Below are 26,477 nucleotides of genomic sequence, written 5' to 3'. Positions count from 1 at the left end.
AGACCTGCCGCCCGCCGACACCGGCGGGCTGGCTAAACGAACGCCGTGGCGCGTTCATCACGAGGCGGACTCCCCTGCTGTGTGCCGCGCGACCGTCGGTCGACGCAGTGCTCTGGCCGAAGAATACAGGCAGACGGCCGCCGCCGCAGCCAGATTGAGACTCTCGGCGCGACCGTGCAGCGGCACCCGGACCCGGGCGTCGGCGGCCGCTGTCAACTCCTCGGGCAGGCCGTGCGCCTCCGAGCCGAACAACCACGCGGTGGGCGCGGCGAGCCGGCCGGCGTCGGCGAGGTCGTCGAGGTCGCTGTCGCCGTACCCGGTGGTGGCGAGGATCGCCAGCCCGGCGGCCCGCAGCGCCGCGACGGCCGCGAGCGGGTCGGCGGCGCGCACCACGTCGACGTGGAACAGGCTGCCGGCGGAGGCCCGCACGCACTTGCCGTTGTACGGGTCGACCGCCTCGCCGGCGAAGACCACCGCGCCGGCGCCGGCCGCGTCAGCGGTGCGCAGCACCGTTCCGGCGTTGCCCGGGTCGCGGATCCCGGCGAGCACCGCGACCAGGCGCGGCCCGCCCGCCACGGCCTCGGTCAGCGGCACGTCGAGGTGCCGGCAGACCGCCACCAGGCCCTGCGGGGCCACGGTCTCGGTGAGCGCCGCCAGCGCGTCGTCGGTGACCTCGGAGACCGGCACGTCGGCGCGGGCGGCGACGGCGGCGAGGTCGGCGTACCGGTCCAGCGCGGCCGGGGTGCCGAACAGCTCGACCACCGTGCCGCCGCGGGCGAGCGCCTCGCGGACGGCCTGCGGCCCCTCGGCGAGGAACCGGCCGGCCTGCTCGCGGTCGCGTCGGCGGTGCAGCCGGCGGGCCGCCGCGACCCTGGGGGTACGCGGGGTGAACGGGCCGGAGACGGCGTCGAGGCGTCTCCCCTGCGACGGTGACTGCATGGGAGACGCCTCGATCTGCCGTACGGGTGGGTCAGGCGGCCTGGGCCGCGGCGCCACCGGTGCCCTCGGCCGCCACGGCGGCGCGGGCCAGCTCGACGATCGCCGCGAACGCGGCGGCGTCGTTGACGGCCAGGTCGGCCAGGATCTTGCGGTCGACCTCGATGCCGGCCAGGCGCATGCCCTGGATCAGCCGGTTGTAGGTCAGGCCATTGGCCCGGGCGCCGGCGTTGATCCGCTGGATCCAGAGCTGCCGGAAGTCGCCCTTGCGGTCGCGACGGTCCCGGTAGGAGTACTGCATCGAGTGCAGCACCTGCTCCTTGGCCTTGCGGTAGAGCCGGGAGCGCTGACCGCGGTAGCCGCTCGCGGTCTCCAGCAGGGTACGACGCTTCTTCTGGGCGTTCACAGCCCGCTTGACGCGTGCCATCTCAACTCCTTCTTCGGTTCAGGTGGCGCGCGTCAGCGGCCGAGCATCTTCTTGATGCGCTTCACGTCGGCCTTGGCCAGCTCGACGGTGCCGGTCAGCCGGCGGGTCTGGGTGGAGGGCTTCTTCTCCAGCTTGTGGCGGAGGCCGGCCTGCTGGGCAACGATCTTGCCCGAGCCGGTCACCTTGACCCGCTTGCCCATACCCGTGTGGCTCTTCATCTTCGGCATGTGGAACGTCTCTCCCTGTTACTGGCCGCTGGTGTCAGCGGTCGGGCCGGTCTCACCGGCTGCTGCGGTCTCGCCGGCCGCCGGGGTCTCGCCACCTGCCGGGGCTGCCGACTCCTCCGCGGCCCGGTCCCGGGGCCCACCGCGGGACGCCGTGGCGGCGACCGCGGAGGCCTTGACGGCCCGGTGCGGAGCGAGAACCATGATCATGTTTCGGCCGTCCTGCTTCGGCGCGGCCTCGACGTATCCCAGGTCCGTGATCTCGGACTCGAGCCGGCGCAGGAGCCGGTAACCCAGCTCCGGGCGGCTCTGCTCGCGACCACGGAACATGATCGTCACCTTGACCTTGTCGCCCGCCTTGAGGAACCGCACCACGTGACCCTTCTTGGTCTCGTAGTCGTGCGGGTCGATCTTCGGCCGGAGCTTCATTTCCTTGATGACGGTCTGCTGCTGGTTACGCCGCGCTTCGCGCGCCTTGAGTGCGCTCTCGTACTTGAACTTGCCGAAGTCCATGAGCTTGCACACCGGCGGGCGCGCCATCGGCGCAACCTCGACCAGGTCCAGGTCGACGTCCGCGGCCAGCTGTAGAGCGCGCTCCAGCGGGACGATGCCCACCTGCTCACCCTCAGGACCGACCAGTCGGACCTCACGTGCCCGGATCTGCTCGTTCACGCGTGGTTCGACGCTGATGTGGCCTCCTCGAGTCGAGTGTCCTACGGTGCCGACTCCGCGGGCTCCCGGGCGGGAGCCGACCCGGAAAGCAGAAGGCCCCGGCGTACGCCAGGGCCCACTCGACCGGTCGGCACGATCACAGGATCGCGCATCCGGGATCGGGACGTGCCCGAAACCGGGGACCGGACCCGGACACCTGGACGGCGACTCGGGTGGGAGCGGGCGCTCCGCTTCTGCGACCACCCGCGCGTCAGGGACGGGGGCAGTCTGGTCGACTCCGCAACACTACACCCTCGGCCCAGGCCCGCCCAAACCGGGCCCGCAGGTCAGCGGGGTGCCGAGTGGCCGGCGGCGAGCGCGGCCAGGTGCGCCTGGTGCAGCCGGCGCAGCGCGCGGACCGCCTCGACCGCGCTCTCCTTGTCGGCGGCCTGGAGCGCGACCATCGGCAACAGGTCGTCGTCGTGCAGCTCCAGGCTGGCCCACGGGGCGCCCCGGTCGAACCGGACCCCGCGGATCACCTCCCACGGCAGCTCGTAGGAGCTGACCACGTTGCGCACCCGGACGCCCTTGGCGTCGGCGATCACCCGGGGGCGGGTGAACAGCAGGAAGCCGAGCGCGCCGAAGACGCCCAGACCGATCATGGCGAACTGGTCGCCGCGCTGGAACGAGCCGTAGCCGTCGCCGGTGGCGCCGGTCAGGGACGTCGCGACGAGGCTGAACACCACCAGCAGCGTGACCGCCGCCGCCCAGCAGACCACCCGGACGCGGCGGGGCCGCACGGTCACCACGGAATCGCTCACCGGACCAGTCTGCCATCCGGCTCGCGCTCGCGTTCGGCCGCCACACGGGCCGGGCCGCGCCGCCGGACGCCGGCGACCAGCACCGCCAGCAGCGTGAGCACGGCGCCGACCAGCACCGGCAGCCGGACGCCCGGACCGTCGGGCAGCGCCAGATCCAGCAGCAGCGCGCCGCCGAGCTGCCCGGTCACCAGCGCCAGACCGGTCCGCAGCACCCCGGCGGCGCGCACCCCGACCAGCAACGCGAGCACGATGCCGACGCCGAACAGGCCGCCCACGTAGAGCCACCACTGGGTCGGCCAGCGCGGCTGGTCGGCGAACGAACCGACAAGCACCGCGACCGTGCCGATCACCGACGTGCTGACCACGAAGTTGACCGCGAGCCCGGCGGCCGGCCCGATCCCGGCCGCGACCCGGCCGTTGAACGCGGACTGCAGCGCCACCGCCAGCCCGCCGACCACGGAGAGCAGCACCAGCCCGACCGCCAGGTCGCCGACCGGCCGGCCGAGCTGCGCGAGGGCCACCGCGCCGATGCCGAGCAGCGCACCGGCCACCCGGGGCCCGGTGAGCGGCAGCCGCCCGGCGGCGGCCAGCCCGGCCCGGTCGACGGCCAGGCCGCCGAGGCTGCCGCCGGCCACCTGGGCGATCGTGAACACCGCCACCCCGAGCACCGGCACCACCACCGGCGCGGTCAGCACGATCACCGCCCCGCCCACCCCGCCCAGGTACGACCACCAGGGCAGACCGGCCCGACGCAGCGCGGCCAGCCCGGCTCGCATCGACGGCACCACCGCCAGCCCGACCAGCACGACCAGGCAGCCGCCCAGGTTGTTGACCACCGCGCCCAGCACCGGGTCGCCGGTCCGTTCCCCCAGCTCGGCGTTGACCACGCCCTGCGCGGCCGAGGCCACCCCGGCCAGCACGACGACGGTCAGCGCGGCCGGGAGCGGCAGCGGCCTCACAGCCGGCAGGCGTGGATGTTGGTGACCAGGATCGCCCGGGCGCCCAGCTCGTACAGCTCGTCCATGATCCGGTGGACGTCGTCGCGGAGCACCATCGCCTGCACCGCGACCCAGCCCTCCCGGTGCAGCGGCGAGACCGTCGGCGACTCGATGCCCGGGGTGAGCGAGCTGGCCCGGTCGAGCAGCCCGGCCGGCACGTCGTAGGCGAGCATCACGTAGCGGCGGGCGACCAGCACCCCGTGCAGCCGGCGTTCGAGCTGCTCCGGCTGGGGGCCGCCGGGCGCGCCCGCGCGCCGCACCAGCACCGCCGAGGAACGCAGCAGCGGCTCGCCGAACACCACCAGGCCGGCCTGGCGCAGCGTCGCGCCGGTCTCCACCACGTCGGCGACCACGTCGGCCACGCCGAGCCGGATGGCGTTCTCCACCGCGCCGTCGAGCCGGATCACCTCGGCCTTGACGTCCAGCTCGGCCAGGTGCCGCTCGACCAGACCCGGGTACGCGGTGGCGATCCGGTGCCCGCCGAGCTGCTGCACGGAGGCGACGTCGTCGGGCCGGGCGGCGAACCGGAAGGTGGCCCGCCCGAAGTTGAGGTCCAGCACCTCCTCCGCCGGCGCGCCGGAGTCGATCAGCAGGTCCCGCCCGGTGATGCCGACGTCCAGGTCGCCGGAGCCGACGTAGGTGGCGATGTCCTTCGGGCGCAGGTAGAAGAACTCGATGTCGTTGGGCTCGTCCCGGCAGACCAGGTCCTTCGGGTCGGTGCGCTGGCGGTAGCCCGCCTCGCGCAGCATCCCGGCGGCCGACTCGGCCAGGGCGCCCTTGTTGGGTACGGCGACACGCAGCATGGGAGTGCTCCTTCGTTCGATCGGATGATCAGCGGACGGGCACTCACAGATGTCGGTAGACGTCCTTCAGCTCCAGACCGGTGGCCAGCATCAGCACCTGCGCCTGGTAGAGCAGCTGGGAGATCTCCTCCGCGGTTCGTTCCGGGCCCTCGTGCTCGGCCGCCATCCACGACTCGGCCGCCTCCTCGACGACCTTCTTGCCGATGAAGTGCACGCCCTTGGCGAGCGCGTCGACCGTGCCCGAGCCCGGGGTGCCGGCGGCGGCCTTGGCCTGCAGCTCGGCGAACAACTCCTCGAACGTCTTCACGGAAGGCGATTCTTCCAGCCGACCCCGGCGCGCACACCGACCGGGTCCACCCGCGTCGCCCACCTCACCGCTCCGGCCCACCGGGCAGCCCGACGAGGAAGGACCGCACGGCGGCGGCGAACTCGGCCGGGCGCGTGGTGGGCACCGCGTGGCCGGCGGCGACGGTGACCAGGCGGGCGGCCGGGATCCGGGTGGTCATCCGCGCCAGCTCGTGCTGCGGGAGGTGGCTGGTGGGGCCGCCGGCCACCACGAGCGTCGGCGCGGTGATCTCCGTCAACCTCTCCCACCAGGTGGGAGGCGGGGCGTTGAGCTGCGCGACGATCGCCTGCCGGGCGGCCCAGTCGTCGGGCAGCCGCCCTCTCCCCTCCCCTCCCTCCCCTCTCCCCCCTCCCCTCCCCGGAGCCCTCCTTCAGCGTGAACAAGGAGTTTGCGTCGGAGTCGATCTCCGCGGGCGACGCAAACTTCTTGATCAACTGCCCAGTTCCACCTGTTGGCGGCGGCGCGGGGGAGTGCTCCAGCGGCCGTCAACCATCTCAGGCCGCGCTCGCCGGACGCGATGTCGAGAGCGCGTCACACCCATGGCGTTCCACCCACGGGCAGCGCGCGGCGCGGGTGGAACGCCATGGGTGTCTACCGCGCCCTGACACACCCATGGCGTTCCACCGCCGGCCGGATGGGAGCCGCTGCTCGGGTGCGGGCGGGAACTCGTCGAGGTCAGATGGGGATGACCAGGTCGGCGGGCTGAGTCGAGTGTGCTCTCAGCTCTGAGGGCGGCGGGGACGAGGGGCGGCCGCCCGCCACCGGGACCGGCGCGGAGTCAGGCGAAGCCGACGCGGTGGGCGTTGGCGGCGTCCAGGGCGCGGACCGCCAGCGCGGCGTCCAGCGCCGCCACGGTGGCCGCCCAGCCCTTGTCCTCGGCCGAGCCGGGCAGCCCGGCCCGGTCCCGGGCCTGCTCGATCGTGTCCACCGTGAGCACCCCGTGCGCCACCGGCTTGCCCTCGTCCAGCGCCACCCGGGTCAGGCCCTCGGTGACGGACTGGCAGACGTAGTCGAAGTGGGCGGTCGCCCCGCGTACCACCACGCCGAGCGCGACCACCACGTCGAAGCGCCGCGCCATCGCCTGCGCCACCACCGGCAACTCGACCGAACCGGCCACCCGGGCCACCACGGCCCGTGCGCCGCACGCCTGCGCGGCGGCCACCGCGCGCTCGGCCATGTGGTCGGTCAGCTCGCCGTGCCAGCGCGCGGCCACCACGCCGACGGTCATCCCGGCGGCGTCCACCGCGGTCACGCCCGGCTCCCCGAAACCCGCCATCGTCCTACGCTCCGATCTCGTCACCGGCGACCGCGCGGCCCATCGGCGCCTCGGTCACCTCGTCCAGCCCGTCCAGCAGGTGGCCCATCCGGTCCCGCTTGGTGCGCAGGTAGCGCACGTTCTCCGGGTTGGACCGCACCGGCAGCCCCTCCCGGCCGGTCACGGTCAGGCCGTACCCCTCCAGGCCGGCCCGCTTGGCCGGGTTGTTGGTCAGCAGCCGCATCGAGCGGACGCCGAGGTCGTACAGGATCTGCGCGCCGGTGCCGTAGTCCCGCGCGTCGGCCGGCAGCCCCAGGTCGAGGTTCGCGTCCACGGTGTCCCGGCCCTGGTCCTGCAACTGGTACGCCTGGAGCTTGTGCAGCAGGCCGATGCCGCGCCCCTCGTGCCCGCGCACGTAGAGCACCACCCCGCGGCCCTCCTCGGCGACCCGGGCCAGCGCGGCCTGCAACTGCGGGCCGCAGTCGCACCGCAGCGAGCCGAACACGTCGCCGGTGAGGCATTCGGAGTGCACCCGGACCAGCACGTCCCGGCCGTCGCCGAGGTCACCGAAGACCAACGCGACGTGCTCGGCCGGGTCGTGCTCGGCGCGGTATCCGAGCGCGCGGAACACGCCGTACGGCGTAGGCATCCGCGCCTCGGCCGCCAGCTCCACCTGCTTCTCGGTGTGCCGCCGGTGCGCGATCAGGTCGGCGATGGTGATCAGCGTCAGCCCGTGCTCGGCGCAGAACTTCTCCAGGTCCGGCACGCGCATCATGGTGCCGTCGTCGTTGACCATCTCGCAGAGCACCCCGGCCGGGCGCAACCCGGCCAGCCGGGTCAGGTCCACCGCCGCCTCGGTGTGGCCGGGCCGGCGCAGCACCCCGCCGGCGCGGGCGCGCAGCGGCACCACGTGGCCGGGGCGGGCCAGGTCGGTCGGGTCGGTGCCGGCGTCGGCGAGCAGCCGGATGGTGTGCGCCCGGTCGGCGGCCGAGATGCCGGTGCCGACGCCCTCCCGGGCGTCCACCGTCACCGTGTACGCGGTGCCGCGCCGGTCCTGGTTGGTGTGGTGCATCGGCGGCAGGTCCAGCCGGTCGCACTCGTCCTCGGTCAACGGCACGCAGATGTAGCCGGACGTGTAGCGGACCATGAACGCGACCAGCTCCGGGGTGGCCATCTCGGCCGCGAAGATCAGGTCGCCCTCGTTCTCCCGCCCCTCGTCGTCGACCACGACCACCGGCCGGCCGGCGGCGATGTCCGCCACCGCCTGCTCGATCGAACCGAAGCTGCTCATGCCACCACCTCCGAGTACGTCGCGGGAATCCGGGGACGCGCGGCCGCGACCGCCCGCGAGGTGCGCCACCAGGTGTAGAAGCCGGCCGCGCAGAACGCGCCGTAGACCAGGTACATGGCGGCCGACGGATAGAAGCCGCCGCGCAGCAGCAGCGGCACACCCACCGCGTCGACGGCGATCCAGACCAGCCAGAACTCCACCCAGCCACGGGCCATGCCGTACGTGGCGAGCAGGCTGCCGACCAGGATCCAGGCGTCCGGCAGCGGCCCCCACGAGCCCAGCGCGGCCAGCACCGGGTAGGCGGCGGCGGTGCCGGCGACCGCGACGACGAGCAGGCCGAGCCGCTCCCGCCAGGTGGCCCAGCGCGGCACCACGGCCGGCTCCGCGCCCCCGCCGGCGCGGCGGTTGCGCGACCAGCGCCACCAGCCGTAGACGCTCACCGCGAAGAAGAAGACCTGCCGGCCGGCCTGGCCGTAGAGGTCGTGCGCCTGCGGGGTGGTGAAGACGCCGCCGAGGAACACGGTGAACAGCAGCCCGTTGCCGATCATGCCGACCGGCCAGGCCCAGACCACCCGGCGCAGCCCGAGCAGCGCCGAGACCAGCCCGAAGACGTTGCCGACGATCTCCCGGACCAGCACCGGCGAGCCGGCGACGTGCACCTGGGCGTCGAGCAGCCAGGCGAGCGGGCCCATCACCGGGCACCCCCCGCCGCCCGCTCGCCGAGCAGCCGCTCGACGTACTTGGCCAGCACGTCGACCTCCAGGTTGACCGGGTCGCCGACCTGCTTCGCGCCGAGCCCGGTGAGCTTCAGCGTGGTGGGGATCAGGCCGACCGAGAACCAGTCGTCGCCCACCTCCGCGACGGTCAGCGACACGCCGTCGACGGTGATCGAACCCTTCTCCACCACGTAGCGGGCCAGTCCGGCCGGCAGCCGGAACCGGACCGTCTCCCACTGCGCGGCCGGCTCGCGGGCGACGATCTCGCCGACGCCGTCGACGTGCCCCTGCACCAGGTGCCCGCCGAGCCGGCTGTTCAGCGCGGCGGCCCGCTCCAGGTTGACCGGGTCGCCGGGGCGCAGCGCCCCGAGCGCGGTGCGGCGCAGCGTCTCACCCATCACGTCGGCGGTGAAGACGCCGCCGTCGACGTCGACCACGGTCAGGCAGACCCCGTTGACCGCGATGGAGTCGCCGTGTCGGGCGTCCGAGGTGACCAGTGGGCCGCGGATCGCGACCAGCGCCGAGTCGTCAGCGGTCTCGGTGCTCCGGACGATCTCGCCCAGTTCCTCGACGATGCCGGTGAACATGTCAGGCCTCCCTCTTCCGGGGCAGCGCGGTGATCCGCAGGTCGGGACCGACCTGCGTAACGTCGGTGATCTCCAGGTCGATGGCGTCGGCGATGGTCGTCACGCCGGCGTCGCGCAGCGCGGTCGGCCCGGCGCCGAGCAGCTTCGGCGCGACGTACCCGACGATCTTGTCGACCAGGCCGGCGGCGAGGAACGCGCCGGCCAGCGTGGGGCCGCCCTCCAGCAGCGCGGCCCGCACGCCGCGGTGGTGCAGCTCGGCCAGGAGCGCGGCCAGGTCGACCCGGCCGTCCGGGCCGGCGCCGACCTCCGCGGCGGTGGCCACCCAGGTGCGGGCGGCGCCGTCGCGGACCCGGGCGTCGAGGGGGGTACGCCCCGAGCTGTCCACCACCACCCGCAGCGGCTGCCGGATGGCGAGCGTGCCGTCGCGCAGGTTGCGGGCGGTGAGCCGGGGGTCGTCGGTGAGCACGGTGCCCACCCCGGCGAGCACCGCGTCCACGGTGCCGCGCAGCGCGTGCACGTCGGTCCGGGCCGCCTCCGAGGTGATCCACATGCTGGTGCCGTCGGCGGCGGCGGAGCGCCCGTCGAGCGTGGCCGCGTACTTCCAGATCAGGTACGGCCAGCCGCGGCGCATCGAGGTCAGCCAGGCGACGTTGCCGGCCTCGGCCTCCTCGGCGCGTACCCCGAGCGTGACCTGGAGCCCGGCGGCGCGCAACGTGGCCGCGCCGCCGGAGGCCACCGGATTCGGGTCGGGCACGGCGATCACCACGCGGGCCACCCCGGCGGCGATGAGCGCGTGGCTGCAGGGACCGGTGCGGCCGGTGTGGTCGCAGGGTTCCAGCGTGACCACCGCGGTGCCGCCCCGGGCGCGCGTGCCGGCCTGGGCCAGCGCGACGATCTCGGCGTGCGGTCCCCCGGCGTACGCGTGGAAGCCCTCGCCGACGACCTCGCCGTCGGGGTCGAGCAGCACGCAGCCGACGACCGGGTTGGGGCTGGTGGCGCCGAGACCGCGGGCGGCCAGCGCGACGGCACGACGCATCGCCTCGTCGACGGAGACGCTCGCCATGGCCCGCCCTGCCCTTCCGCTCGCCGGTCACGCGCAGGCGGGGTGGGGAGCAGCGGCACAGAGGGCCGCGGACACGCGGCGGCGGAGAACCCGGGGACGGCGTCGGCCGACCCCGAGGAGCCCACGCGGCGCGGCTGAGGGTGCTCAGCGGCCGGCAGGGGCCTCCCCCGTTCCGCGCGCTGTCTCCCATCCGGACTTTCTGGGGGCGGACGAGCCGCACCCCAACCGTCGGCCCCGGATTCTCACCAGGTCCACCGTCCGGCCGAAGCCGTCCGGGTCGCGGGCTTACCACGGTCGGGCCGTGGATCACCGCCGGTTCGGAATTTCACCGAGCCCCGCCAGCGCGTGGTGGGTACCCCGGAAGTCTTACACGTTCCGCGGCGGCGCGCGCCACAGAGGCGAGCTACCTCACAGCCGCGCGTGCGGTCAGGTGACGCCGCGGCGGCGGTCGACCGCCACGTACGAGCCGGGCTGGCTCTTGGCCACGGTCTTCATCTCGGAGGCCACGGCGATGGCCTCCAGCGGGTCGGTGAACCGCTTGCCGCTGTCCGACAGCGACACCCCGATGGAGAGCGTGACCAGCGCGGCCCGGCGGATGTTGCCCCGCCGGTCCTTCAGCTCGACGAAGCCGCGTTCGGCGTCGGTGGGGTCGTAGAGCGTGTCGGCGGCGTTCTCGAAGTCGACCACCGCGCGGCTGGTCAGCGGCCGGACCTGGGTCGGGGCGCAGACGATGACGAAGTCGTCGCCGCCGACGTGGCCGAGGAAGGCCGGCGGCAGCCCGATCGACACCACCGCCCGGTGCAGGCTGCGGGCCAGCGCGGAGATGAACTCGTCGCCCCGGACGAAGCCGTACCGGTCGTTGACGCTCTTGAACCGGTCGATGTCGACGTAGCCGACGGCGTAGTCCACGCCGCTGCGCACCCGGTCGCTGATCTCCCGCCGGATGCGGCTGTTGCCGGGCAGGCCGGTCAGCGGCGAGACCTCCCGGAACTCCTTGTTGCGGCGCAGCGTGGAGCTGACCCGGGCGACCAGCTCGGCGGTGTCGAACGGCTTGACCAGGTAGTCGTCCGCGCCCGCGCTGAGGCCGTTGACCTTGTCGGAGGTCATGCCCTTGGCGGTCAGCATGATCACCGGCAGGGCCGAGGTCATCGGGTCGGCGCGCAGCCGGCGGGTCAGTTCCAGCCCGTCGACGCGGGGCATCATGAGGTCGACCACGGCCAGGTCCGGCCGTTGCCGCTCGATCACCTCCAGCGCCTCCTGGCCGTCGGCGGCGTGCAGCACCTCGAAGCCGTGCAGGCGCAGGTTGAACTCGACGAAGCGGGCGATGTCCTCGTCGTCGTCGACGACCAGGATGACGTCGGGTCGGTCGCCGGCCGGGTCCATCTCAGACCCCGGTCATCGCGCGTTCCGCCAGGCCGCGCAGGCGGCGTACCGCCTCGGCCGGGTCGTCGGCGCCGTAGACCGCGGTGCCGGCCACGAACGCGTCGGCGCCGGCGGCGGCGGCCTGCTCGATGGTGTCCGCGGCGATGCCGCCGTCGACCTCGATGCGCAGCTCCAGGTGGCCGCTGTCCACGTGCCGGCGGGCGGCGCGCACCTTGTCCAGCAGCGACGGCAGGAACCGCTGGCCGCCGAAGCCGGCCTTGATCGTCATGACCAGCAGCGTGTCGAAGCTGGGCAGCAGGTCCAGGTACGGCTCGATCGGGGTGTCCCGGTCGATCGCCAGCCCGGCCTTCGCCCCGGCCGAGCGCAGGTCCTTCGCCAGCGCCACCGGGTCGTCGCACGCCTCGGCGTGGAACGTGACGTTGTACGCCCCCGCGTCGGCGTAGCCGGGGGCCCAGCGACGCGGATCCTCGATCATGAGATGCACGTCGAACGGCAGGTCGGTGACGGCGCGCAGGCTCTGCACCACCGGCAGGCCGATGGTCAGGTTGGGCACGAAGTGGTTGTCCATGACGTCCACGTGCAGCCAGTCGGCGGCGGACTCCACGGCGCGGACCTCGTCGGCGAGGCGGGCGAAATCGGCGGCCAGGATGCTGGGCGCGACGACGGGCGGCGGTACGGTCACGGGGCCAGTGTACGAACGCGGTCATCCCCGGGCCGCAGCGCGGCACCATGAAGGACGCCCTGTGACCCTATCGTCACCTTCGGTGCATAATTCCGCCGTCCGGGCCAGAAATCGACACGAATAGTTCCCGGTGACTGGCCGATCGATTGAAAGATGACGAAACTCCTACAGGGACGGTCACATATGCTGCACGCCCGGGCGCGGGGGACGCCGCACGGGCCGCGGCGACCGGCTGCCATCTCTCCGGCGAAAGGGCGGACGATGCGACGGTGGCTCCACGCGCTCACGCTGGCCGGCACCGTGACAGCGGTGCTCGCCGCCTGCGCCCCGGCGCACCGGGCCGACGGGGACCTCGTCGACGACTGGGCGGCGTTGCCGGCGCCCCGGCTGTTCGTCCCGGCCACCGACGCGTGCCTGCCCCGGCTCACCGCCGTGGTGCAGGCGGCCACGTACGAGACGGTGGACTGCGCGGGCAGCCACCTGGCCGAGGCGGTGCACGTCGGCACGTTCACCGGGGCGGCGGCCGACGGCGCCCGCCCCGAGCCGGGCTCCCCGGAGCTGCGCGGCGCCCGGGCCGAGTGCGACCAGCGGGCCCGGGAGATGATCGGCGGCGACTGGCACGCCGCCCGGCTCACCCTGAACATCGCGCTGCCACCGGCGACCGCCTGGATGGCCGGCGCGCGCTGGTTCCGCTGCGACCTGGCCGAGACCGACAGCATCGACAACACCCGGCCGGTCAACCGGGTGGGCAGCCTGCGCGGCGCGCTGGTCGGCGACAACCCGCTGGTGCACCGCTGCTTCGACCCGAAGTTGATCGGCGCGAACCTCAACTACATGGCCCCGGTGCTGTGCACCGAGCCGCACCGGGCCGAGTTCGTCGGCGTCTACTCCGAACGCGACATGAGCTGGGCCGAGTTCGCCCGGGGCGCGCCGGCCGCGCACCGGCGCTGCATGCGGCTGATCGCCGCGTTCGCCAGCGTGCCGGACAATGCCGAGCTGCCGTACCGGGCCGGGTCGATCTTCTACCCGCCGTCGCAACGGGAGTGGGAGGAGGGCGACCGGGGCGTGCGCTGTTTCCTGTGGAGCGACGACCGCAAGCTGACCCGCTCGATGCGCGGCGCCGGCCCCGAGGGACTGCCGGTCATCTGACGCCCGTTGCCGTATGCTGCGTCGCCGAGGCGTACCGGTCGGCCGGGCGGCTCCGGACGGCGGGGAGGTGGGTCGCGATGCGGCGATGGTGGGCGGCGGTCGCCGCGGGCGCGGTGGCGGTGCTGGCGCTCGGCGGTTGCCGTGCGCCGGCCGGCGTGGACCGCGACCTCACCGACGAGTGGCCGGCCTTCGCCGCCCCGGTGGGCTTCGTGCCCGAGGCCGACGTCTGCCACCCGACCGTCGCCGACGTCGGCTACCTCAGCGGCTACCAGCCGGTCGACTGCGCCACCTCGCACCGCGCCGAGACGCTGCACGTGGGCACGCTGACCGGCCCGGACGCCGGCCGCTCCGCGCCGCCGCGCACCGGTTCGGCCGGCATCCGCACCGCGCACGCCGAGTGCGGCCGGCAGGTCACCCGGGCCGTCGGCGCGGACTGGCGGTCCGGGCGGTTGCAGCTCTCCGTGGTCTTCCCGTCCGCCCTGGCCTGGTCCGGCGGCGCCCGCTGGTACCGCTGCGACGTCGCCGAGGTGACCGACCTGGACGAGGGCAACGTGGCCGCGCGCACCGGCAGCCTGCGCGGCGCCCTCAAGCCCGGCTCGCCGCTGGCGCTGGGCTGCTTCAACCCGAAGCTGAGCAAGGACGACGTCCAGGCCATGCGGCCGGTCGCCTGCACCGCGAAGCACCACGCCGAGTTCGTCGGCATCTACCAGGCGCCCGACGTCAGCTACGCCGAGTTCCAGCGCACCTCGTTGCGGGCGCACAAGGCGTGCCGGGGACTGATCGCGACGTACGCCAAGGTGCCGAACGACGGGAAGATGCAGTACCGCGCCGGCACCATCGTCTACCACCCGTACGAGCAGCAGTGGCGCGACGGCGACCGGGGTGTGCAGTGCTTCCTCTGGATCTCCGACCGGACGCTGACCCGCTCGGTGCGGGGCGCCGGCGGTTCGGCGCTGCCGGTCACCTGAGCCGGGGGCGGGGCGGGCGTCGGCCCACCCCGCCCGGTGCGCTCAGCCGACCTGCACCGTCACGTCGTCGATGACGAAGCTGGTCTGGAGCGAGGCGTCCTCGACGCCGGTCCACTTGAGCGTGACCGTCTGGCCGGCGTACCCGGCCAGGTTGACGCTGCGCTGGGTGTAGCCGGTGGCCTTGTTCAGGTTCGAGTAGGTCGCCAGCGTGGTGGAGCCGGCCTGCACGGTCAGCTTGTCGTACGCGGTCGAGGTGGTGGTCTCGGCCGAGTCGACGTGCAGCCAGAACGCCAGCGTGTAGCTGGTGCAGCCGGCCGGCAGCGTGACCGACTGGGAGAGCGTGTCGGTGTGCGCGGAGCCGTACCCGTTCAGCCACGCCTTGTACGACCCGGTCCGGGCCGCCTGGCCGGAGTCGTTGGTGATCACGCCGGAGCTGGTCGTCCACGGCGTGGTGCCGGACTCGAAGCTGCTGTTGCCGATGAGCTGCCCGGCGGCGCAACCACCGCTGCCGCCGGTCACGGTGACCGTGTAGGTGGCGGTGCGGGTGGCCGAGCCGGTGCCGGTGACGGTGAGCGTGAACGTGCCGGTGGTCGCGGTGGACGAGGCGCTGACCGTCATGGTGGCGGAGCCGCCGGAGGTGACCGACGACGGGCTGAAGCCGACCGTGACGCCGCTGGGGGCGCCGCTGGCCGACAGCGTCACCGTCTGGGCGCTGCCGCTGGTGGTGGCGGTGCTGACGGTGGCGGTGGTGGAGCCGCCCCGGGCGACGCTGCCGGAGGTGGGGCTCACCGCGACGGAGAAGTCGTTGGCCGGCGTGCCGCCGCCGACCGCGAGCGCCCAGATCGCGTACGCCACGCCGTCCGCGCTGCGGTTGAGCACCGTCGTGTTGATGTTGCTGGTGGTGTCGCAGGAGCGGTGGTAGCAGCCGTCGTACGCCGCGCCGGAGGTGCCGCCCCACTTGGCGGCCTGGGCGGCGGTCTTCGTGTAGCTGGCGCCGGCCGCGTAGCCGGAGGTCTGGATGCCGGCGTTGGCGAACGAGTAGTCGTCGGAGCGGCCCTGCCCCTCGGTGTTCTCCTCCGGCTGGATGCCGAACGAGTCCCAGTACGCCTTCAGCGGCGCCGCGGTGGCCGAGGTGATCCGGTTGATGAAGTAGCCGCCGTTGGGCGAGCCGACCATGTCGAAGTTGTAGTAGCCCTTGATGTAGCCCCGCTGGGTGGTGCTGAGCTGGTTGACGTAGTGCTTCGAGCCCTGGAGGCCCTGCTCCTCGCCGTTCCACCAGGCGAACCGGACCCGCTTGGTCATGGTCGGGTTCTGCGCGGCCAGCACCAGCGCGTTCTCCAGCAGCGTGGCCGAGCCGGAGCCGTTGTCGTTGATGCCCGGGCCGGCGGAGACGCTGTCCAGGTGCGCGCCGAACATGACGACCTGGTCGGCCGGGCCCTGCGGCCACTCGGCGATCAGGTTGCTGCCCGGGTAGGTGCAGGTGGTGCAGGTCTGCTCGGTGACCGTGTAGCCGGCGGCCTGGAGCTTGCCCTTGACGTAGCTGACCGAGGCGGCGTAGCCGGCCGAGCCGGCCCGGCGGTTGCCGCCGTTGCTGGTGGCGATGGAGTTGAGCTGGGTCAGGTGGGCCTGGACGTTGGTCAGCGAGACGTCCGGTGCGGCGAGCGCGGCGGCCGGGGCGGGGGCGGCCGGGGCGGGGGCGGCCGGGGCGGGGGCGGAGGCGGGCGCGGCGGAGGCGGTGCCGGCCAGGCTCGCCGTCGTCAGGGTGGCGACGAGGGCGAGCGCGAGGCTCGTGGTCGGCGTGCTGCGTCTCATGGAGACTCCTCGTGGGGGTCGTGCGGGCGGGGGTGACGGCCGAGGACCGGTGATCGGAACAGTTACATGCATCGATCACTTAGTCAACGGCCCGTCACATCCCACCACCCCCCTCCCCCGCCCGGGATGCACCCGCCGCGTCACTTCCCCCACCGTCTCCCCGCGCTGATTCACGGAAAGAGGGGGCATGGCACGCGGAATGCCACCACTTTCCGTGAATCAGGGTGGAGCGTGGGCGGGGTGGGGGTGGGTCAGCCTCGGCGCAGGACGGCCAGGAACATGGCGTCGGTGCCGTGCCGGTGCGGCCAGAGCTGCACCGTCGGGCCGTCACCCAGGCCGGGCATGCCGGCCGGCAGCAGCGGGCGGGCGTCCACGAAGTCGACCGGGAAACCGCACCGCCGGGACGCCTCGGTCACCGTCACGTGCGTCTCCACCACGTGCGGCGAGCAGGTCACGTACGCCACCACGCCGCCCGGACGGACCGCCCGCAGCGCGGCGGTGAGCAGCTCCCGCTGCAACCGGGTCAACGGCGGCAGGTCCGCCGGCTGCCGCCGCCAGCGCGCCTCCGGCCGGCGGCGCAACGCGCCCAGGCCGGTGCACGGCGCGTCCACCAGCACCCGGTCGAAGTGCCCCTCCGGCAGCTTCGGGTCACCGCCGACGTCACGCCCGTCCAGGTGCAGCACCGTGACCGGCAGGCCACGGGTCGCCTGCTCGACGAGCCGGGCCCGGTGCTCCGCCACCTCGACCGCGGTCAGCCGCGCCCCACGCCGCGCGGCCAGCGCGCCGAGCAGGCCGGACTTGCCGCCCGGACCGGCACACAGGTCCAGCCAGCGGCCGTCCGGCCCGTCCACCGGCGCGTTCACCAGGGCGTCCGCCACCAACTGGGAGCCCTCGTCCTGCACGTGGGCCCGCCCGTCGGCCACCGCCGCCAGGTCACCTGGCGCGCCGCCGGACAGGTAGACCGCGTACGGCGAGAACGCGCCGGGCGCACCGCCGACCTCGTCCGCCAACGCCACCGCGTCGGCCCGCCCCGGCCGGGCGCACAGGTGCACCGGCGGACGCTCGTTGTCCTCGATGAGCAGCCGGGTGGTCTCCCCCAGGTCGCCGCCGAGCGCCTCGGCGAACGACCGGACGATCCACTGCGGATGGCTGTACGCCAGCGCGAGGTGACCGATCGGGTCGGTCCCCTCGGCCGGGGCGAGCTTCGCCACCCAGGCGTCGGCGTCCCGCCCGGCGATCTCCCGCAGCACCGCGTTGGCGAACCCGGTCGCGCCCGGCCCCACCATCCGGACCAGGTCCACAGTGGAGGACACCGCGGCGTGCGCCGGCACCCGGGTGTGCAGCAACTGGTAGGCCCCGAGCCGCAGCGCGTCCCGCACCGGCGGGTCGATCCGCTGCACGTCCCGGCCGGCCGCGTCGGTGACGATCGCGTCCAGCGTGCCGGTGTGCCGCAGCGTGCCGTAGGTCAGCTCGGTGGCGAACGCGGCGTCCCGCCCGCTCAGCCCCGCCTCACGCAGCATCGCCGGAAGCACCAGGTTGGCGTACGCGTCGTCGCGGTGCACCGCCGCGAGCGCCTCGTACGCGACGTGCCGGGGCAGGTCCACGGTCGGTCGGACCGGACGCGCCCCACCCCGCCGCTCGCCACCGCCCCGGTACGGCCCGCTCGGCCGCTCACCGGCGCGACCCGGACCACGCGGCCGGTCGCCGGCGCTGCGGTCGTACCCCCGCGGGCGCTCGCCCTCGACGGGCCGCTCCGGCCCCGACGGCCCGCTCACGCGAAGACCTCGCCGGCGGCGACCCGGGCGCCGCGCGCCCAATCGCCGGCCGACATGGCCTTCTTGCCGGCCGCCCGCACCTCGCCGAGCCGCACCGGCCCGGTCGCGGTGCCCACCAGCACCTGGGACTTCTCCACCAACAGCTCCCCCGGCTTCAGCTCGGGGCCGTTCGCCAGTGGGGTGACCGGGCCGAGCTTGACCCGGTCGTCACGGAACGTGGTCCACGGGCCGGGCGCGGGCGTGCAGGCGCGCACCCGCCGGTCCACCGCGAACGCCGGTTCCGTCCAGCGGATCCGGGCGTCCTCCACGGTCAGCTTCGGCGCCAGCGAGACCCCGTCGGCCGGCTGCGGCTCGGCCCGGGCGGTGCCGGCGCCGATCGCGTCGAGCACCGCGACCAGCAGCCCCGAGCCGGAGTGGGCGAGCCGCTCCAGCAGGTCGCCGGAGGTGTCGGCGGGCCGGACCTCGTCGGTGACCGTGCCGAAGACCGGGCCGGTGTCCAGCCCCGCCTCCAGTTGGAACACGCTGGCCCCGGTCAGCTCGTCGCCGTGCAGCACGGCGTGCTGCACCGGCGCTGCGCCCCGCCACGCCGGCAGCAGCGAGAAGTGCAGGTTGATCCAGCCGTGCCGGGGGATCTCCAGCGCCACCGGCGGCACCAGCGCGCCGTAGGCGACCACGGGTACGCAGTCCGGCGCGAGCGCGCGCAGCCGGTCGAGGAACTCGGGTTCGCGCGGCCGGGCCGGCGTGAGCACCTCGACGCCGTGCGCGTCGGCCCACGCGCCGACCGGTGAGCGGTGCAGCCCCCGGCCGCGGCCGGCCGGGGCGTCCGGGCGGGTGACCACGGCGAGCAGCTCGTGGCCGGAGGCGGCGATCGCGTCCAGGGCCGGTACGGCGACCGCCGGCGTGCCGGCGAAGACCAGGCGCATCCCGGTCACCGTCCCAGGCCGAACGGGTTGCTGACGGGATGCGGGCTGAGCTTGACCGTGGGCGGGGCGCCCTGGTCGTACCAGTCGGCCTGGCGGATCGCCTTCATGGCCTCCTTGCGGCCGGCCGGGTCGAGCCGGTCGACGAAGAGCACCCCGTCGAGGTGGTCGGTCTCGTGCTGCACGCAGCGGGCCATCAGGCCGGTGCCGACGATCTGCATCGGGTCGCCGTGGGCGCTGAAGCCCTTGGCGATCACGTTCTGCCGGCGCTTGGTGTCGAAGTAGAGCCCGGGGATGGAGAGGCAGCCCTCCGGGCCGTCCTGCTCCTCCTCGTCGGGGAACTCCAGCACCGGATTGACCAGGTGGCCGAGCATGTCGTCGACATCGAAGGTGAACACCCGCAGGCTCACTCCGAGCTGCGGCGCGGCCAGGCCGGCGCCGTTCTGCTCACGCATCGTGTCGGTCAGGTCGGCGACCAGCTTGCGCAGCTCGGCGTCGAAGTCGACCACCGGGTCGGCCGGCGTGCGCAGCACCGGATCGCCGAACAGACGGATGGGCTGAACGGTCACGCGGCGGGGCTCCTTGTCTGGGACGGGTGGTGCGCCCCCAGTCTACGGAGTCGGCCCGGCCGCCCCCGGCGGCGTACCGGCAACGGTGACCGGGGCCGCCTCCGGCCCCGGCGTGACCGGCAGCGTGGCGTAGCCGCGCAGGGTGAGCCGGACCCGCCGCTCCGGCCGGCCGGCCAGCGCCAGCTCGGGCAGCCGGCGCAGCAGCAGCGGGAACGCCACCTGCGCCTCCAGCCGGGCCAGCGCCGCGCCGAGGCAGTAGTGCGGCCCGGCGCCGAAGGACAGCGGATGGACCTGCGGACGCCACGGGTCGAAGCGCGCCGGCTCCGGATAGTGGCGGGGATCCCGGTTCGCCGCGCCGAGCATCACGATGACCCAGCTCTCCGGCGGCAGGTCGACGCCGCCGTGCCGGGACGGCGCGGTGCTCATCCGGGAGGTCAGTTGCACCGGCGAGTCGTAGCGCAGCAGCTCGTCGACGTACCCGGGGGCGAACTCCGGGTGCGCGCGCAGCGCCGCCGCCGCGTCGGGGTGGTCGAGCAGCGCCACCAGGCCGTTGCCGAGCAGGTTGGTGGTGGTCTCGAAGCCGGCCACCAGCAGCACGATCAGGTTGGCCAGCAGCTCGTCGCCCGACAGCCGTTCGCCATCGGCGTCGTGCGCCTGGACCAGCGCGGTGGTCAGGTCGTCGGCCGGCGCCCGACGGCGGGACGCGACCAGCTCGGTGAAGTAGGCCCGCAGCTCGCCCGCGCCCCGGTCGGCCACCGCCAGCTCGTCGGCCGTGATCTCGGGCTCCAGCACGCCGGTCAGGTCGGTGGCCCAGCGCCGGAACAGCGGCCGGTCCGCCGCCGGGACGCCGAGCAGCGCGCAGATCACCCCCACCGGCAGCGGGTACGCGAACGCCGCCATGAAGTCGACCGGCCCTTCGGCGGCCACCATCCCGTCGATCAGCTCGTCGGCCTGCGCCTCGACCACGCCGCGCATGGCGGTGATCCGGCGCGGGGTGAACGCGCCGGCGGCCAGCCGCCGCATCCGGCTGTGGTCGGGCGGGTTGGTGCGCAGCATCGACCGGGAGATCGACAGCATCGCCGGGCTCTCCCGCCAGCCGGGCATGAACTGGTCCCGCAGGCCGTCGTCCATCACCCCGAACCGGGCGTCGCGCAGGATCGCGTCGGCCTCGGCGTAACCGGTCACCACGAAGAAGACCGGGCCGGCCCGGACCACCGGGCCGTGCGCCCGCAACTGCTCGTACGTCGGGTAGGGGTCGACCCGACCCGCGGGGGACATCAGCAGCGCGAGGGCGTCGGCAGGATCCACGGACGGCCTCCCCAGGCGTCGGAGAACCCCATCATCCTCCGACGGCCGGGATCGGGCGACCCCGTCGCGTCGGTCAGGCGCCGGCGCCCGGCTCCCCGGCCAGCACCGCGCCGCCGCCCAGCAGCGCGTGCTCGGGCAGCGGCAGCGCGATGCCGTGCGCGTCCTCCCAGTCGTGGATCAGGGCCGGCCGGGCCTGGGCGGCGAAGAAGTCGACAGCGCTCAGCCCACCGACCACCGGCTCGTCCACCTCGGCGACCAACCGGGCCGCGACCATCGGGACAACGCCGCGCACCGCGGCGCTGAGCCGCCGGTGCCCGTCGACCACGAAGAAGTACTCACCGGTGTAGCCGATGCTCAGCGGCTCGACCGCGGTGTCCGCCTCGCCGGCCGGCTCCGGGTCCCAGAGCCCCCGCAGCGTCGCGACGTCCTCGGTCGGGTAGACCCGGGTCGGGTCGAGCAGCAGCAGCGGCTGGCCGGCGCGCAGCACGTCCGCGCCGAGCCGGCCCTCGTAGACGTCGACGACGTGCTCGATCACCTGCTCCGGGGTGGCCCGGGTGGTGTCGCAGACCAGGTCGTAGTTGCGCAGCCGGGCCTTGTCGACGCCGTACCGGACGATGAAGCGGTTGCGCTCGCTCTCGCTGCGCTCCCGCAGCTTGGCCCGCGCCTCCTCCAGCGAGGTGTAGCTCTCGGCCGGGCCGGACGGGCGGGCCAGCACCCGTCGGGCCGCCTCGGTCGACTCGGTGATCATGTGCACCTTGAGCGCGTCGGTGAAGAAGTGCCAGGCCAGGCGCGAGTCCATGACCAGCGACTCGCCGGAGGCGGCGATGTCCCGCTGGAGCTGGTCGACGTAGCCGTCGACCGCCTGGTCCAGCTCGGCGTGCAGGTTGAGCTGGAGCGCGGTCATCTGCCGCTCCTGCGCCATCTGCCGGTAGAGGTCGCCGACGCTGACCCGGCGCAGCCCCAGCCGCTTGGCGATCTCGACGGAAACGGTGCTCTTGCCGCTGCCGAGGTCACCGTTGAAGACGATCGACTGACGAACGGTCACGACTGGTCCACCCCTGCTCACCGGCTGACTGACGACATCGAATCCGTGTGGCCCGACGTGCTTCGAGCAGCCGCCGCGCCGCGTTCCGCGCGGAAATCCCGCGCGTCTGGGCATGACGGGCGATGCTATCACCGTCCGCTACCCAATTGCCGGACGAGGTGTGCGACAAACCCCAGCTCACGACCGTGTGCGAGGGTTCGGGTGCGCTCGGTCACGGCCGGCGGCCCCGCTCAGAACAGGCTCAGCGGGTCGACCTGGAGCCGGACCGGTTCGGCGGCCTTGCGGGCGCTGCGCTGCCCGGCCGCGGCGTGCAACGCGTCGGCCAGCGCGCCGGCCCGGGCCCGCGGGACGCGGACCAGCATCCGCTCCCGGCCCTCCTCGGCCGGCACCGGGCCGAGGACCTCGGCGCCGTCCGGCAGCCGGGCGCCGGCCAGCAGGTCGGCCACCGCCTCCGCCGTGCCGGTGACGCTGGCCATCCGTACCGCCGGCGGGAAGCCCAGCTCGCGACGTTCGGCCAGCTCCCGGGCGGCGAACCAGGCCGCGTCCCAGCGCAGCAACGCCTGCACCGGCACGAGCGCGCCGTCCGCGACCACCACCACCCGGCCGCCCGCCGCACCGGATCGGGCCAGCGCGGCGCCGGCCAGCCAGCGACGCAGCGCCTCCTCCCCGGCCCGTAGGTCGGCCCGGGTGAGCAGCGCCCACGAGTCGAGCAGCAGCACCGCGCCGTAGCCGCCCTCGGCGACCGGTTCGGCGCCCGGCGTGGCGATCACCAGGCCGGCGCCGCCGGGCACGGTGGCCAGCACCTCCTCCCGGCCCGAGGTCCGCACCGGCACCCCCGGGAACGCCCGACCCAGCTCCTCGGCGGTCCGCCGGGCGCCGGTGACCGAGGCGCGCAGCCGCCGCCCACCGCACTCCGGGCAGGCGTACGCGGCGGCGACCCGGCCGCACCAGCGACAGGCGGGCGTGCCCTGCGCCGAGGGCAGCGCGAGCGGGCCGGCGCAGTGCGGGCAGCGGGCCGGGGCCCGGCAGTCGGCGCAGGCCACCGAGGGCAGGTAGCCACGGCGGGGCACCTGCACCAGCACCGGCAGGTCGGCGCGGAGCGCGTCCCGGGCCGTGGTCCAGGCCAGGCTGGGCAGCCGGGCGGACGCCGCGCCCGGGTCCCGGGCCAACTGCGGGTCGTCGCCGGTGGGCGCCATCGCCGGCATCCGCGCCCGCACGGTGGCCCGGTCGGCGACCACCTCCCGGGCCCAGCCGGTCTCCACCAGCAACTGCGCCTCGGCGGTCCGCGCGTAGCCGCCCACCAGGGCCGCCGCGTCGGCGAGCTGCGCCCGGGTGAGCAACACGTCACGGGCGTGCGGGTAGGGCGCCCGGGGCTCGGCGTGCAGGTCGTCGCCGTCGTCCCAGACCGCCACCAGACCGAGCCGTTCCACCGGGGCGAACATGGCCGCCCGGGTGCCGATCACCACCGGCACCTCGCCCCGTCGGGCGGCCAGGAACGCGCGGTAGCGACGGGCCGGACCGACGGCGGCGGTGAGGCGGACGTGCCGGTCCGGGCCCAGCACGGCGGTCAGGGCCGCGTCGAGACGGTCCAGGTCCCGGCCGTCCGCGACCACCACCACGGCGCCCCGGCCGCCGGCCACGGTGGCGGCCACCGCGTCCGCGTACCGGTCGGCCCAGTCCTCCCCCGGCAGCGCCGACCACACCGCGCGGGCCGGTCGGCCCTCGGCGAGCGCGCGCAGCAGCGCCGGCCCGGCCGGATAGTCCCGCCAGCCACGCGGGTCGAGCCCCTCGCCGACGACCGTGGCGGGAGCGGCGGCGGTGGACCCGGTCGCGGGTTCGGCGGCGGTGGATTCGGCGGGGGCGGTGACGGCCTTCTCGGCGCGGGCGTGCCGGGGCGGCACGGCGAGCCGGAGCACGTCGGCCAGGCTGCCGGCGTACCGGTCCGCGACCGCCCGGGCCAGCCGGGCCACCTCCGGGGCGAGCACCGGCACACCGGAGACGACCTTCTCCAGGTACGCCAGCTTCGGGTGGTCGGACTCGGCGACGCGCTCCAGCAACCAGCCGTCGACGAGCTGGCCGGCGAAGCGGACCTTCACCCGGACCCCGGGCCGGGCGTCGGCGTCCAGCGCCTCCGGGACCAGGTAGTCGAACGGGCGGTCGAGGTGCGGCAGCGGCACGTCCACGCAGACACGAGCGACCGGCGACCCCTCGGCGGGTCGCCGGTCGCGGCGCGTGGCGGTGGTCAGGCTCCCGCGGCCGACTTGAGGTCGGCGGCCCGGTCGGTGCCCTCCCAGGTCAGGTCCGCCAGCTCCCGGCCGAAGTGGCCGTACGCGGCGGTCTGCCGGTAGATCGGGCGCAGCAGGTGCAGGTCCCGGATGATGGCGGCCGGGCGCAGGTCGAACACCTCGGCGACGGCCTTCTCGATCGAGGCCACCGGCACCGTCTCGGTGCCGAACGTCTCGATGAACAGGCTCACCGGGTGCGCCTTGCCGATCGCGTACGCGACCTGCGCCTCGCACCGCTCGGCCAGCCCGGCGGCGACCACGTTCTTGGCCACCCACCGCATCGCGTACGCGGCCGACCGGTCGACCTTCGACGGGTCCTTGCCGGAGAACGCGCCGCCGCCGTGCCGGGCGTACCCGCCGTAGGTGTCCACGATGATCTTCCGGCCGGTCAGCCCGGCGTCGCCCATCGGACCGCCGATCTCGAACCGTCCGGTCGGGTTCACCAGCAGGCGGTAGCCGTCGGTGTCCAGCCCGAGCCCGTCCAGCTCCGGCGTGATCACGTGCTCCCGCACGTCCGGCGTGAGCAGCGACTCCAGCGAGATGTCCGCCGCGTGCTGGCTGGACACCACCACCGTGTTCAGGCGGACCGGTCGCAGCCCGTCGTACTCGATGGTCACCTGGGTCTTGCCGTCCGGCCGCAGGTAGGGGATCGTGCCGTCCTTGCGCACCTGGGCCAGCCGGCGGGCCAGCCGGTGTGCCAGCGCGATCGGCAGCGGCATCAGCTCGGGCGTCTCGGAGCAGGCGAAGCCGAACATCATGCCCTGGTCGCCCGCGCCCTGCGCGTCCAGCGCGCTCTCCGAACCGCCGGTACGCAGCTCGAACGCGTTGTCCACGCCCTGGGCGATGTCCGGCGACTGGGCGCCGATGGAGACGCTCACGCCGCAGGACGCGCCGTCGAAGCCCTTCTTCGACGAGTCGTAGCCGATGCCGAGGATGGTCTCCCGCACGATGGTCGGGATGTCGGCGTACGCCTTGGTGGTCACCTCGCCGGCGACGTGCACCTGGCCGGTGGTGATCAGCGTCTCCACCGCGACCCGGCTGTGCGGGTCCTGTTCGAGCAGCGCGTCGAGGATGCCGTCGCTGATCTGGTCGGCGATCTTGTCCGGGTGGCCTTCCGTGACCGATTCGGACGTGAAGAGACGTGTCACGGCACTCCTAAGCATGTGAAGACTTTTAAAGGTCGCTCGGCGGCAGTTTAATCACCGGGAGTCCAGCGTCACTCGCGAACGCACCGGGGACCAACCGTCAGGACGGCCCGTCCAGTCGCGCGACCACCAGGTCCCAGACGGCGTCGGCCAGGGCCTCCTTGGGCTGCTCGGGGAGCCGGCGCACGGCCCCGTCGGCACCGATCACGGTGGCCGCGTTGGTCTCCGCGCCGAACACCTTGTCGACGCCCACCTCGTTGACCACGATCAGGTCGGCGCGCTTGCGGGCCAGCTTGGCCCGGCCGTTGGCCTCGGCGTCGTCGGTCTCCGCGGCGAACACCACCAGCACCTGGCCGGCCCGGCGGGTCCGGCCCAGCTCGGCGGCGATGTCCGGGTTGGTGACCAGCTCGATGGTCGGCGCGGGGGCCCCCTCCGACTTCTTGATCTTCCCGGTGGCGTAGCTGGCCGGGCGGAAGTCGGCCGGCGCGGCGGCCATCACCACGGCGTCCGCGTCGGCGGCGGCCGCCAGCGTCGCCGTGCGCAGCTCCTCGGTGGTGCCCACCCGGACCAGGTCCACCCCGGCCGGGTCGGCGAGCGCCACGTTGGCCGAGACGAGCGTCACCCGGGCGCCCCGGGCCACCGCGGCGCGGGCGAACGCGTACCCCTGTTTGCCGGAGGACCGGTTGCCCAGGAAGCGGACCGGGTCGAGCGGCTCGCGGGTGCCGCCGGCGGTGACCACCACGTGCCGGCCGGCCAGGTCGGCCGGGGCGGCGACGCCGCGGGCCAGCGCCCGGCGGGCGACCGCGAAGATCTCCGCCGGGTCGGGCAGCCGGCCCTTGCCGGTGTCCCGGCCGGTGAGCCGGCCGACCGCCGGCTCGATCACCCGGACGCCCCGGGACCGCAGGGTCGCCACGTTGGCCACCGTGGCCGGGTGCTCCCACATCTCGGTGTGCATGGCCGGCGCCAGCAGCACCGGGCAGCGGGCGGTCAGCAGCGTGTTGGTGAGCAGGTCGTCGGCGAGGCCGTGGGCGGCCCGGGCGAGCAGGTCGGCGGTGGCGGGCGCGACCACGACCAGGTCGGCGTGCTGACCGAGGCGCACGTGCGGCACCTCGTGCACGTCGGACCAGACGTCGTCGGCGACCGGCTGCCCGGAGAGCGCCGCCCAGGTCGGCGCCCCGACGAAGCGGAGCGCCGACGCGGTCGGCACGACCCGGACCCGGTGACCCGACTCGGTGAAGAGCCGGAGCAGCTCACACGCCTTGTAGGCGGCGATGCCGCCGCCGACCCCGAGGACGATCTCGGCGGGCATCGGCGCGGG

General features: G+C 74.5%; 27 protein-coding genes and 1 riboswitch. Of the genes, 2 read left to right on the top strand and 25 right to left on the bottom strand.

Annotation, left to right across the window (positions count from 1 at the left end; translation table 11 throughout):
* Nucleotides 1–57: 57 nt before the first annotated feature.
* The 16 genes from ACH495_RS16355 to rpe all read right to left on the bottom strand — a co-directional run bounded on the left by ACH495_RS16355 (nucleotide 58) and on the right by rpe (nucleotide 12,183).
* Complete coding sequence (locus ACH495_RS16355; RefSeq protein WP_396858529.1) at nucleotides 58–939, bottom strand: TrmH family RNA methyltransferase; 882 nt, start codon at nucleotides 937–939, stop codon at nucleotides 58–60.
* A gap of 31 nt (nucleotides 940–970) precedes the next feature.
* Entirely contained in the window at nucleotides 971–1,363 is a 393-nt protein-coding gene (gene rplT, locus ACH495_RS16350) for a 50S ribosomal protein L20 (RefSeq protein WP_222957518.1), read from the bottom strand.
* A gap of 32 nt (nucleotides 1,364–1,395) precedes the next feature.
* Nucleotides 1,396–1,590, bottom strand: coding sequence for a 50S ribosomal protein L35 (gene rpmI / locus ACH495_RS16345; protein WP_396858528.1), 195 nt, complete (start codon nucleotides 1,588–1,590; stop codon nucleotides 1,396–1,398).
* An 18-nt stretch (nucleotides 1,591–1,608) separates the two neighbouring features.
* Nucleotides 1,609–2,259, bottom strand: a complete 651-nt coding sequence (gene infC / locus ACH495_RS16340; protein WP_091263828.1) for a translation initiation factor IF-3 — start codon at nucleotides 2,257–2,259, stop codon at nucleotides 1,609–1,611.
* A gap of 326 nt (nucleotides 2,260–2,585) precedes the next feature.
* Nucleotides 2,586–3,059, bottom strand: coding sequence for a PH domain-containing protein (locus ACH495_RS16335; protein WP_396858527.1), 474 nt, complete (start codon nucleotides 3,057–3,059; stop codon nucleotides 2,586–2,588).
* Nucleotides 3,056–4,018, bottom strand: a complete 963-nt coding sequence (locus ACH495_RS16330) for a DMT family transporter (RefSeq protein ID WP_396858526.1) — start codon at nucleotides 4,016–4,018, stop codon at nucleotides 3,056–3,058. The genes ACH495_RS16335 and ACH495_RS16330 overlap by 4 nt, the downstream gene beginning before the upstream one ends.
* A complete protein-coding gene (gene hisG, locus ACH495_RS16325) occupies nucleotides 4,015–4,860 on the bottom strand; it encodes an ATP phosphoribosyltransferase (RefSeq protein ID WP_396858525.1) in 846 nt (281 codons plus the stop codon). The genes ACH495_RS16330 and hisG overlap by 4 nt, the downstream gene beginning before the upstream one ends.
* Nucleotides 4,861–4,903: 43 nt before the next feature.
* Nucleotides 4,904–5,185, bottom strand: a complete 282-nt coding sequence (locus ACH495_RS16320; RefSeq protein WP_348651336.1) for a phosphoribosyl-ATP diphosphatase — start codon at nucleotides 5,183–5,185, stop codon at nucleotides 4,904–4,906.
* Nucleotides 5,186–5,231: 46 nt separating this feature from the next.
* On the bottom strand, nucleotides 5,232–5,444 hold the full coding sequence (locus ACH495_RS16315) for an alpha/beta fold hydrolase (RefSeq protein WP_396858524.1): 213 nt from the start codon (nucleotides 5,442–5,444) through the stop codon (nucleotides 5,232–5,234).
* Nucleotides 5,445–5,984: 540 nt separating this feature from the next.
* Complete coding sequence (gene ribH / locus ACH495_RS16310; RefSeq protein WP_396858523.1) at nucleotides 5,985–6,482, bottom strand: 6,7-dimethyl-8-ribityllumazine synthase; 498 nt, start codon at nucleotides 6,480–6,482, stop codon at nucleotides 5,985–5,987.
* Nucleotides 6,483–6,486: 4 nt separating this feature from the next.
* Nucleotides 6,487–7,752, bottom strand: coding sequence for a bifunctional 3,4-dihydroxy-2-butanone-4-phosphate synthase/GTP cyclohydrolase II (locus ACH495_RS16305; protein ID WP_396858522.1), 1,266 nt, complete (start codon nucleotides 7,750–7,752; stop codon nucleotides 6,487–6,489).
* A complete protein-coding gene (gene pnuC, locus ACH495_RS16300; RefSeq protein WP_396858521.1) occupies nucleotides 7,749–8,444 on the bottom strand; it encodes a nicotinamide riboside transporter PnuC in 696 nt (231 codons plus the stop codon). Before pnuC ends, ACH495_RS16305 begins: the two co-directional genes overlap by 4 nt.
* A complete protein-coding gene (locus ACH495_RS16295; RefSeq protein WP_396858520.1) occupies nucleotides 8,444–9,055 on the bottom strand; it encodes a riboflavin synthase in 612 nt (203 codons plus the stop codon). The genes pnuC and ACH495_RS16295 overlap by 1 nt, the downstream gene beginning before the upstream one ends.
* A 1-nt stretch (nucleotide 9,056) precedes the next feature.
* Entirely contained in the window at nucleotides 9,057–10,118 is a 1,062-nt protein-coding gene (gene ribD, locus ACH495_RS16290; protein WP_396858519.1) for a bifunctional diaminohydroxyphosphoribosylaminopyrimidine deaminase/5-amino-6-(5-phosphoribosylamino)uracil reductase RibD, read from the bottom strand.
* A 174-nt stretch (nucleotides 10,119–10,292) separates the two neighbouring features.
* Nucleotides 10,293–10,465, bottom strand: a riboswitch (FMN riboswitch).
* 79 nt (nucleotides 10,466–10,544) lie between these two features.
* Nucleotides 10,545–11,501: a response regulator gene (locus ACH495_RS16285; RefSeq protein WP_396858518.1), complete on the bottom strand. Its 957-nt coding sequence runs from the start codon at nucleotides 11,499–11,501 to the stop codon at nucleotides 10,545–10,547.
* 1 nt (nucleotide 11,502) lies between these two features.
* Complete coding sequence (rpe, locus tag ACH495_RS16280; RefSeq protein ID WP_396858517.1) at nucleotides 11,503–12,183, bottom strand: ribulose-phosphate 3-epimerase; 681 nt, start codon at nucleotides 12,181–12,183, stop codon at nucleotides 11,503–11,505.
* A gap of 261 nt (nucleotides 12,184–12,444) precedes the next feature.
* Between rpe and ACH495_RS16275 the strand changes: the two genes are divergently transcribed.
* Nucleotides 12,445–13,332, top strand: coding sequence for a septum formation family protein (locus ACH495_RS16275; RefSeq protein WP_396858516.1), 888 nt, complete (start codon nucleotides 12,445–12,447; stop codon nucleotides 13,330–13,332).
* A gap of 77 nt (nucleotides 13,333–13,409) precedes the next feature.
* Nucleotides 13,410–14,300 (top strand): septum formation family protein, encoded by an 891-nt coding sequence (locus tag ACH495_RS16270; protein ID WP_396858515.1) that lies wholly within the window; start codon nucleotides 13,410–13,412, stop codon nucleotides 14,298–14,300.
* A 42-nt stretch (nucleotides 14,301–14,342) separates the two neighbouring features.
* Here ACH495_RS16270 and ACH495_RS16265 read toward each other — a convergent pair whose 3' ends face one another.
* From ACH495_RS16265 to coaBC, 9 genes are all read right to left on the bottom strand, one after another.
* Entirely contained in the window at nucleotides 14,343–16,112 is a 1,770-nt protein-coding gene (locus ACH495_RS16265) for a M28 family peptidase (RefSeq protein ID WP_396858514.1), read from the bottom strand.
* Nucleotides 16,113–16,363: 251 nt separating this feature from the next.
* On the bottom strand, nucleotides 16,364–17,887 hold the full coding sequence (locus ACH495_RS16260; protein ID WP_396858513.1) for an RsmB/NOP family class I SAM-dependent RNA methyltransferase: 1,524 nt from the start codon (nucleotides 17,885–17,887) through the stop codon (nucleotides 16,364–16,366).
* Entirely contained in the window at nucleotides 17,884–18,810 is a 927-nt protein-coding gene (gene fmt, locus ACH495_RS16255) for a methionyl-tRNA formyltransferase (protein WP_396858584.1), read from the bottom strand. Before fmt ends, ACH495_RS16260 begins: the two co-directional genes overlap by 4 nt.
* Before the next feature lie 5 nt (nucleotides 18,811–18,815).
* The gene (gene def / locus ACH495_RS16250) at nucleotides 18,816–19,376 is read right to left on the bottom strand and encodes a peptide deformylase (protein ID WP_396858512.1); all 561 of its coding nucleotides are present in this window, start codon (nucleotides 19,374–19,376) and stop codon (nucleotides 18,816–18,818) included.
* Between the two features lie 42 nt (nucleotides 19,377–19,418).
* The gene (locus ACH495_RS16245; RefSeq protein WP_396858583.1) at nucleotides 19,419–20,654 is read right to left on the bottom strand and encodes a cytochrome P450; all 1,236 of its coding nucleotides are present in this window, start codon (nucleotides 20,652–20,654) and stop codon (nucleotides 19,419–19,421) included.
* Between the two features lie 103 nt (nucleotides 20,655–20,757).
* Complete coding sequence (locus ACH495_RS16240) at nucleotides 20,758–21,729, bottom strand: AAA family ATPase (RefSeq protein WP_396858511.1); 972 nt, start codon at nucleotides 21,727–21,729, stop codon at nucleotides 20,758–20,760.
* 230 nt (nucleotides 21,730–21,959) lie between these two features.
* A complete protein-coding gene (locus tag ACH495_RS16235; protein ID WP_396858510.1) occupies nucleotides 21,960–23,912 on the bottom strand; it encodes a primosomal protein N' in 1,953 nt (650 codons plus the stop codon).
* 59 nt (nucleotides 23,913–23,971) lie between these two features.
* A complete protein-coding gene (gene metK, locus ACH495_RS16230) occupies nucleotides 23,972–25,177 on the bottom strand; it encodes a methionine adenosyltransferase (protein WP_396858509.1) in 1,206 nt (401 codons plus the stop codon).
* 82 nt (nucleotides 25,178–25,259) lie between these two features.
* Nucleotides 25,260–26,468: a bifunctional phosphopantothenoylcysteine decarboxylase/phosphopantothenate--cysteine ligase CoaBC gene (coaBC, locus tag ACH495_RS16225; protein ID WP_396858508.1), complete on the bottom strand. Its 1,209-nt coding sequence runs from the start codon at nucleotides 26,466–26,468 to the stop codon at nucleotides 25,260–25,262.
* Nucleotides 26,469–26,477 lie beyond the last annotated feature (9 nt).

It is taken from the genome of Micromonospora sp. NPDC018662 (assembly GCF_044391475.1).
Lineage (GTDB): Bacteria > Actinomycetota > Actinomycetes > Mycobacteriales > Micromonosporaceae > Micromonospora.
This window is presented reverse-complemented; position numbering and strand designations above follow the sequence as displayed.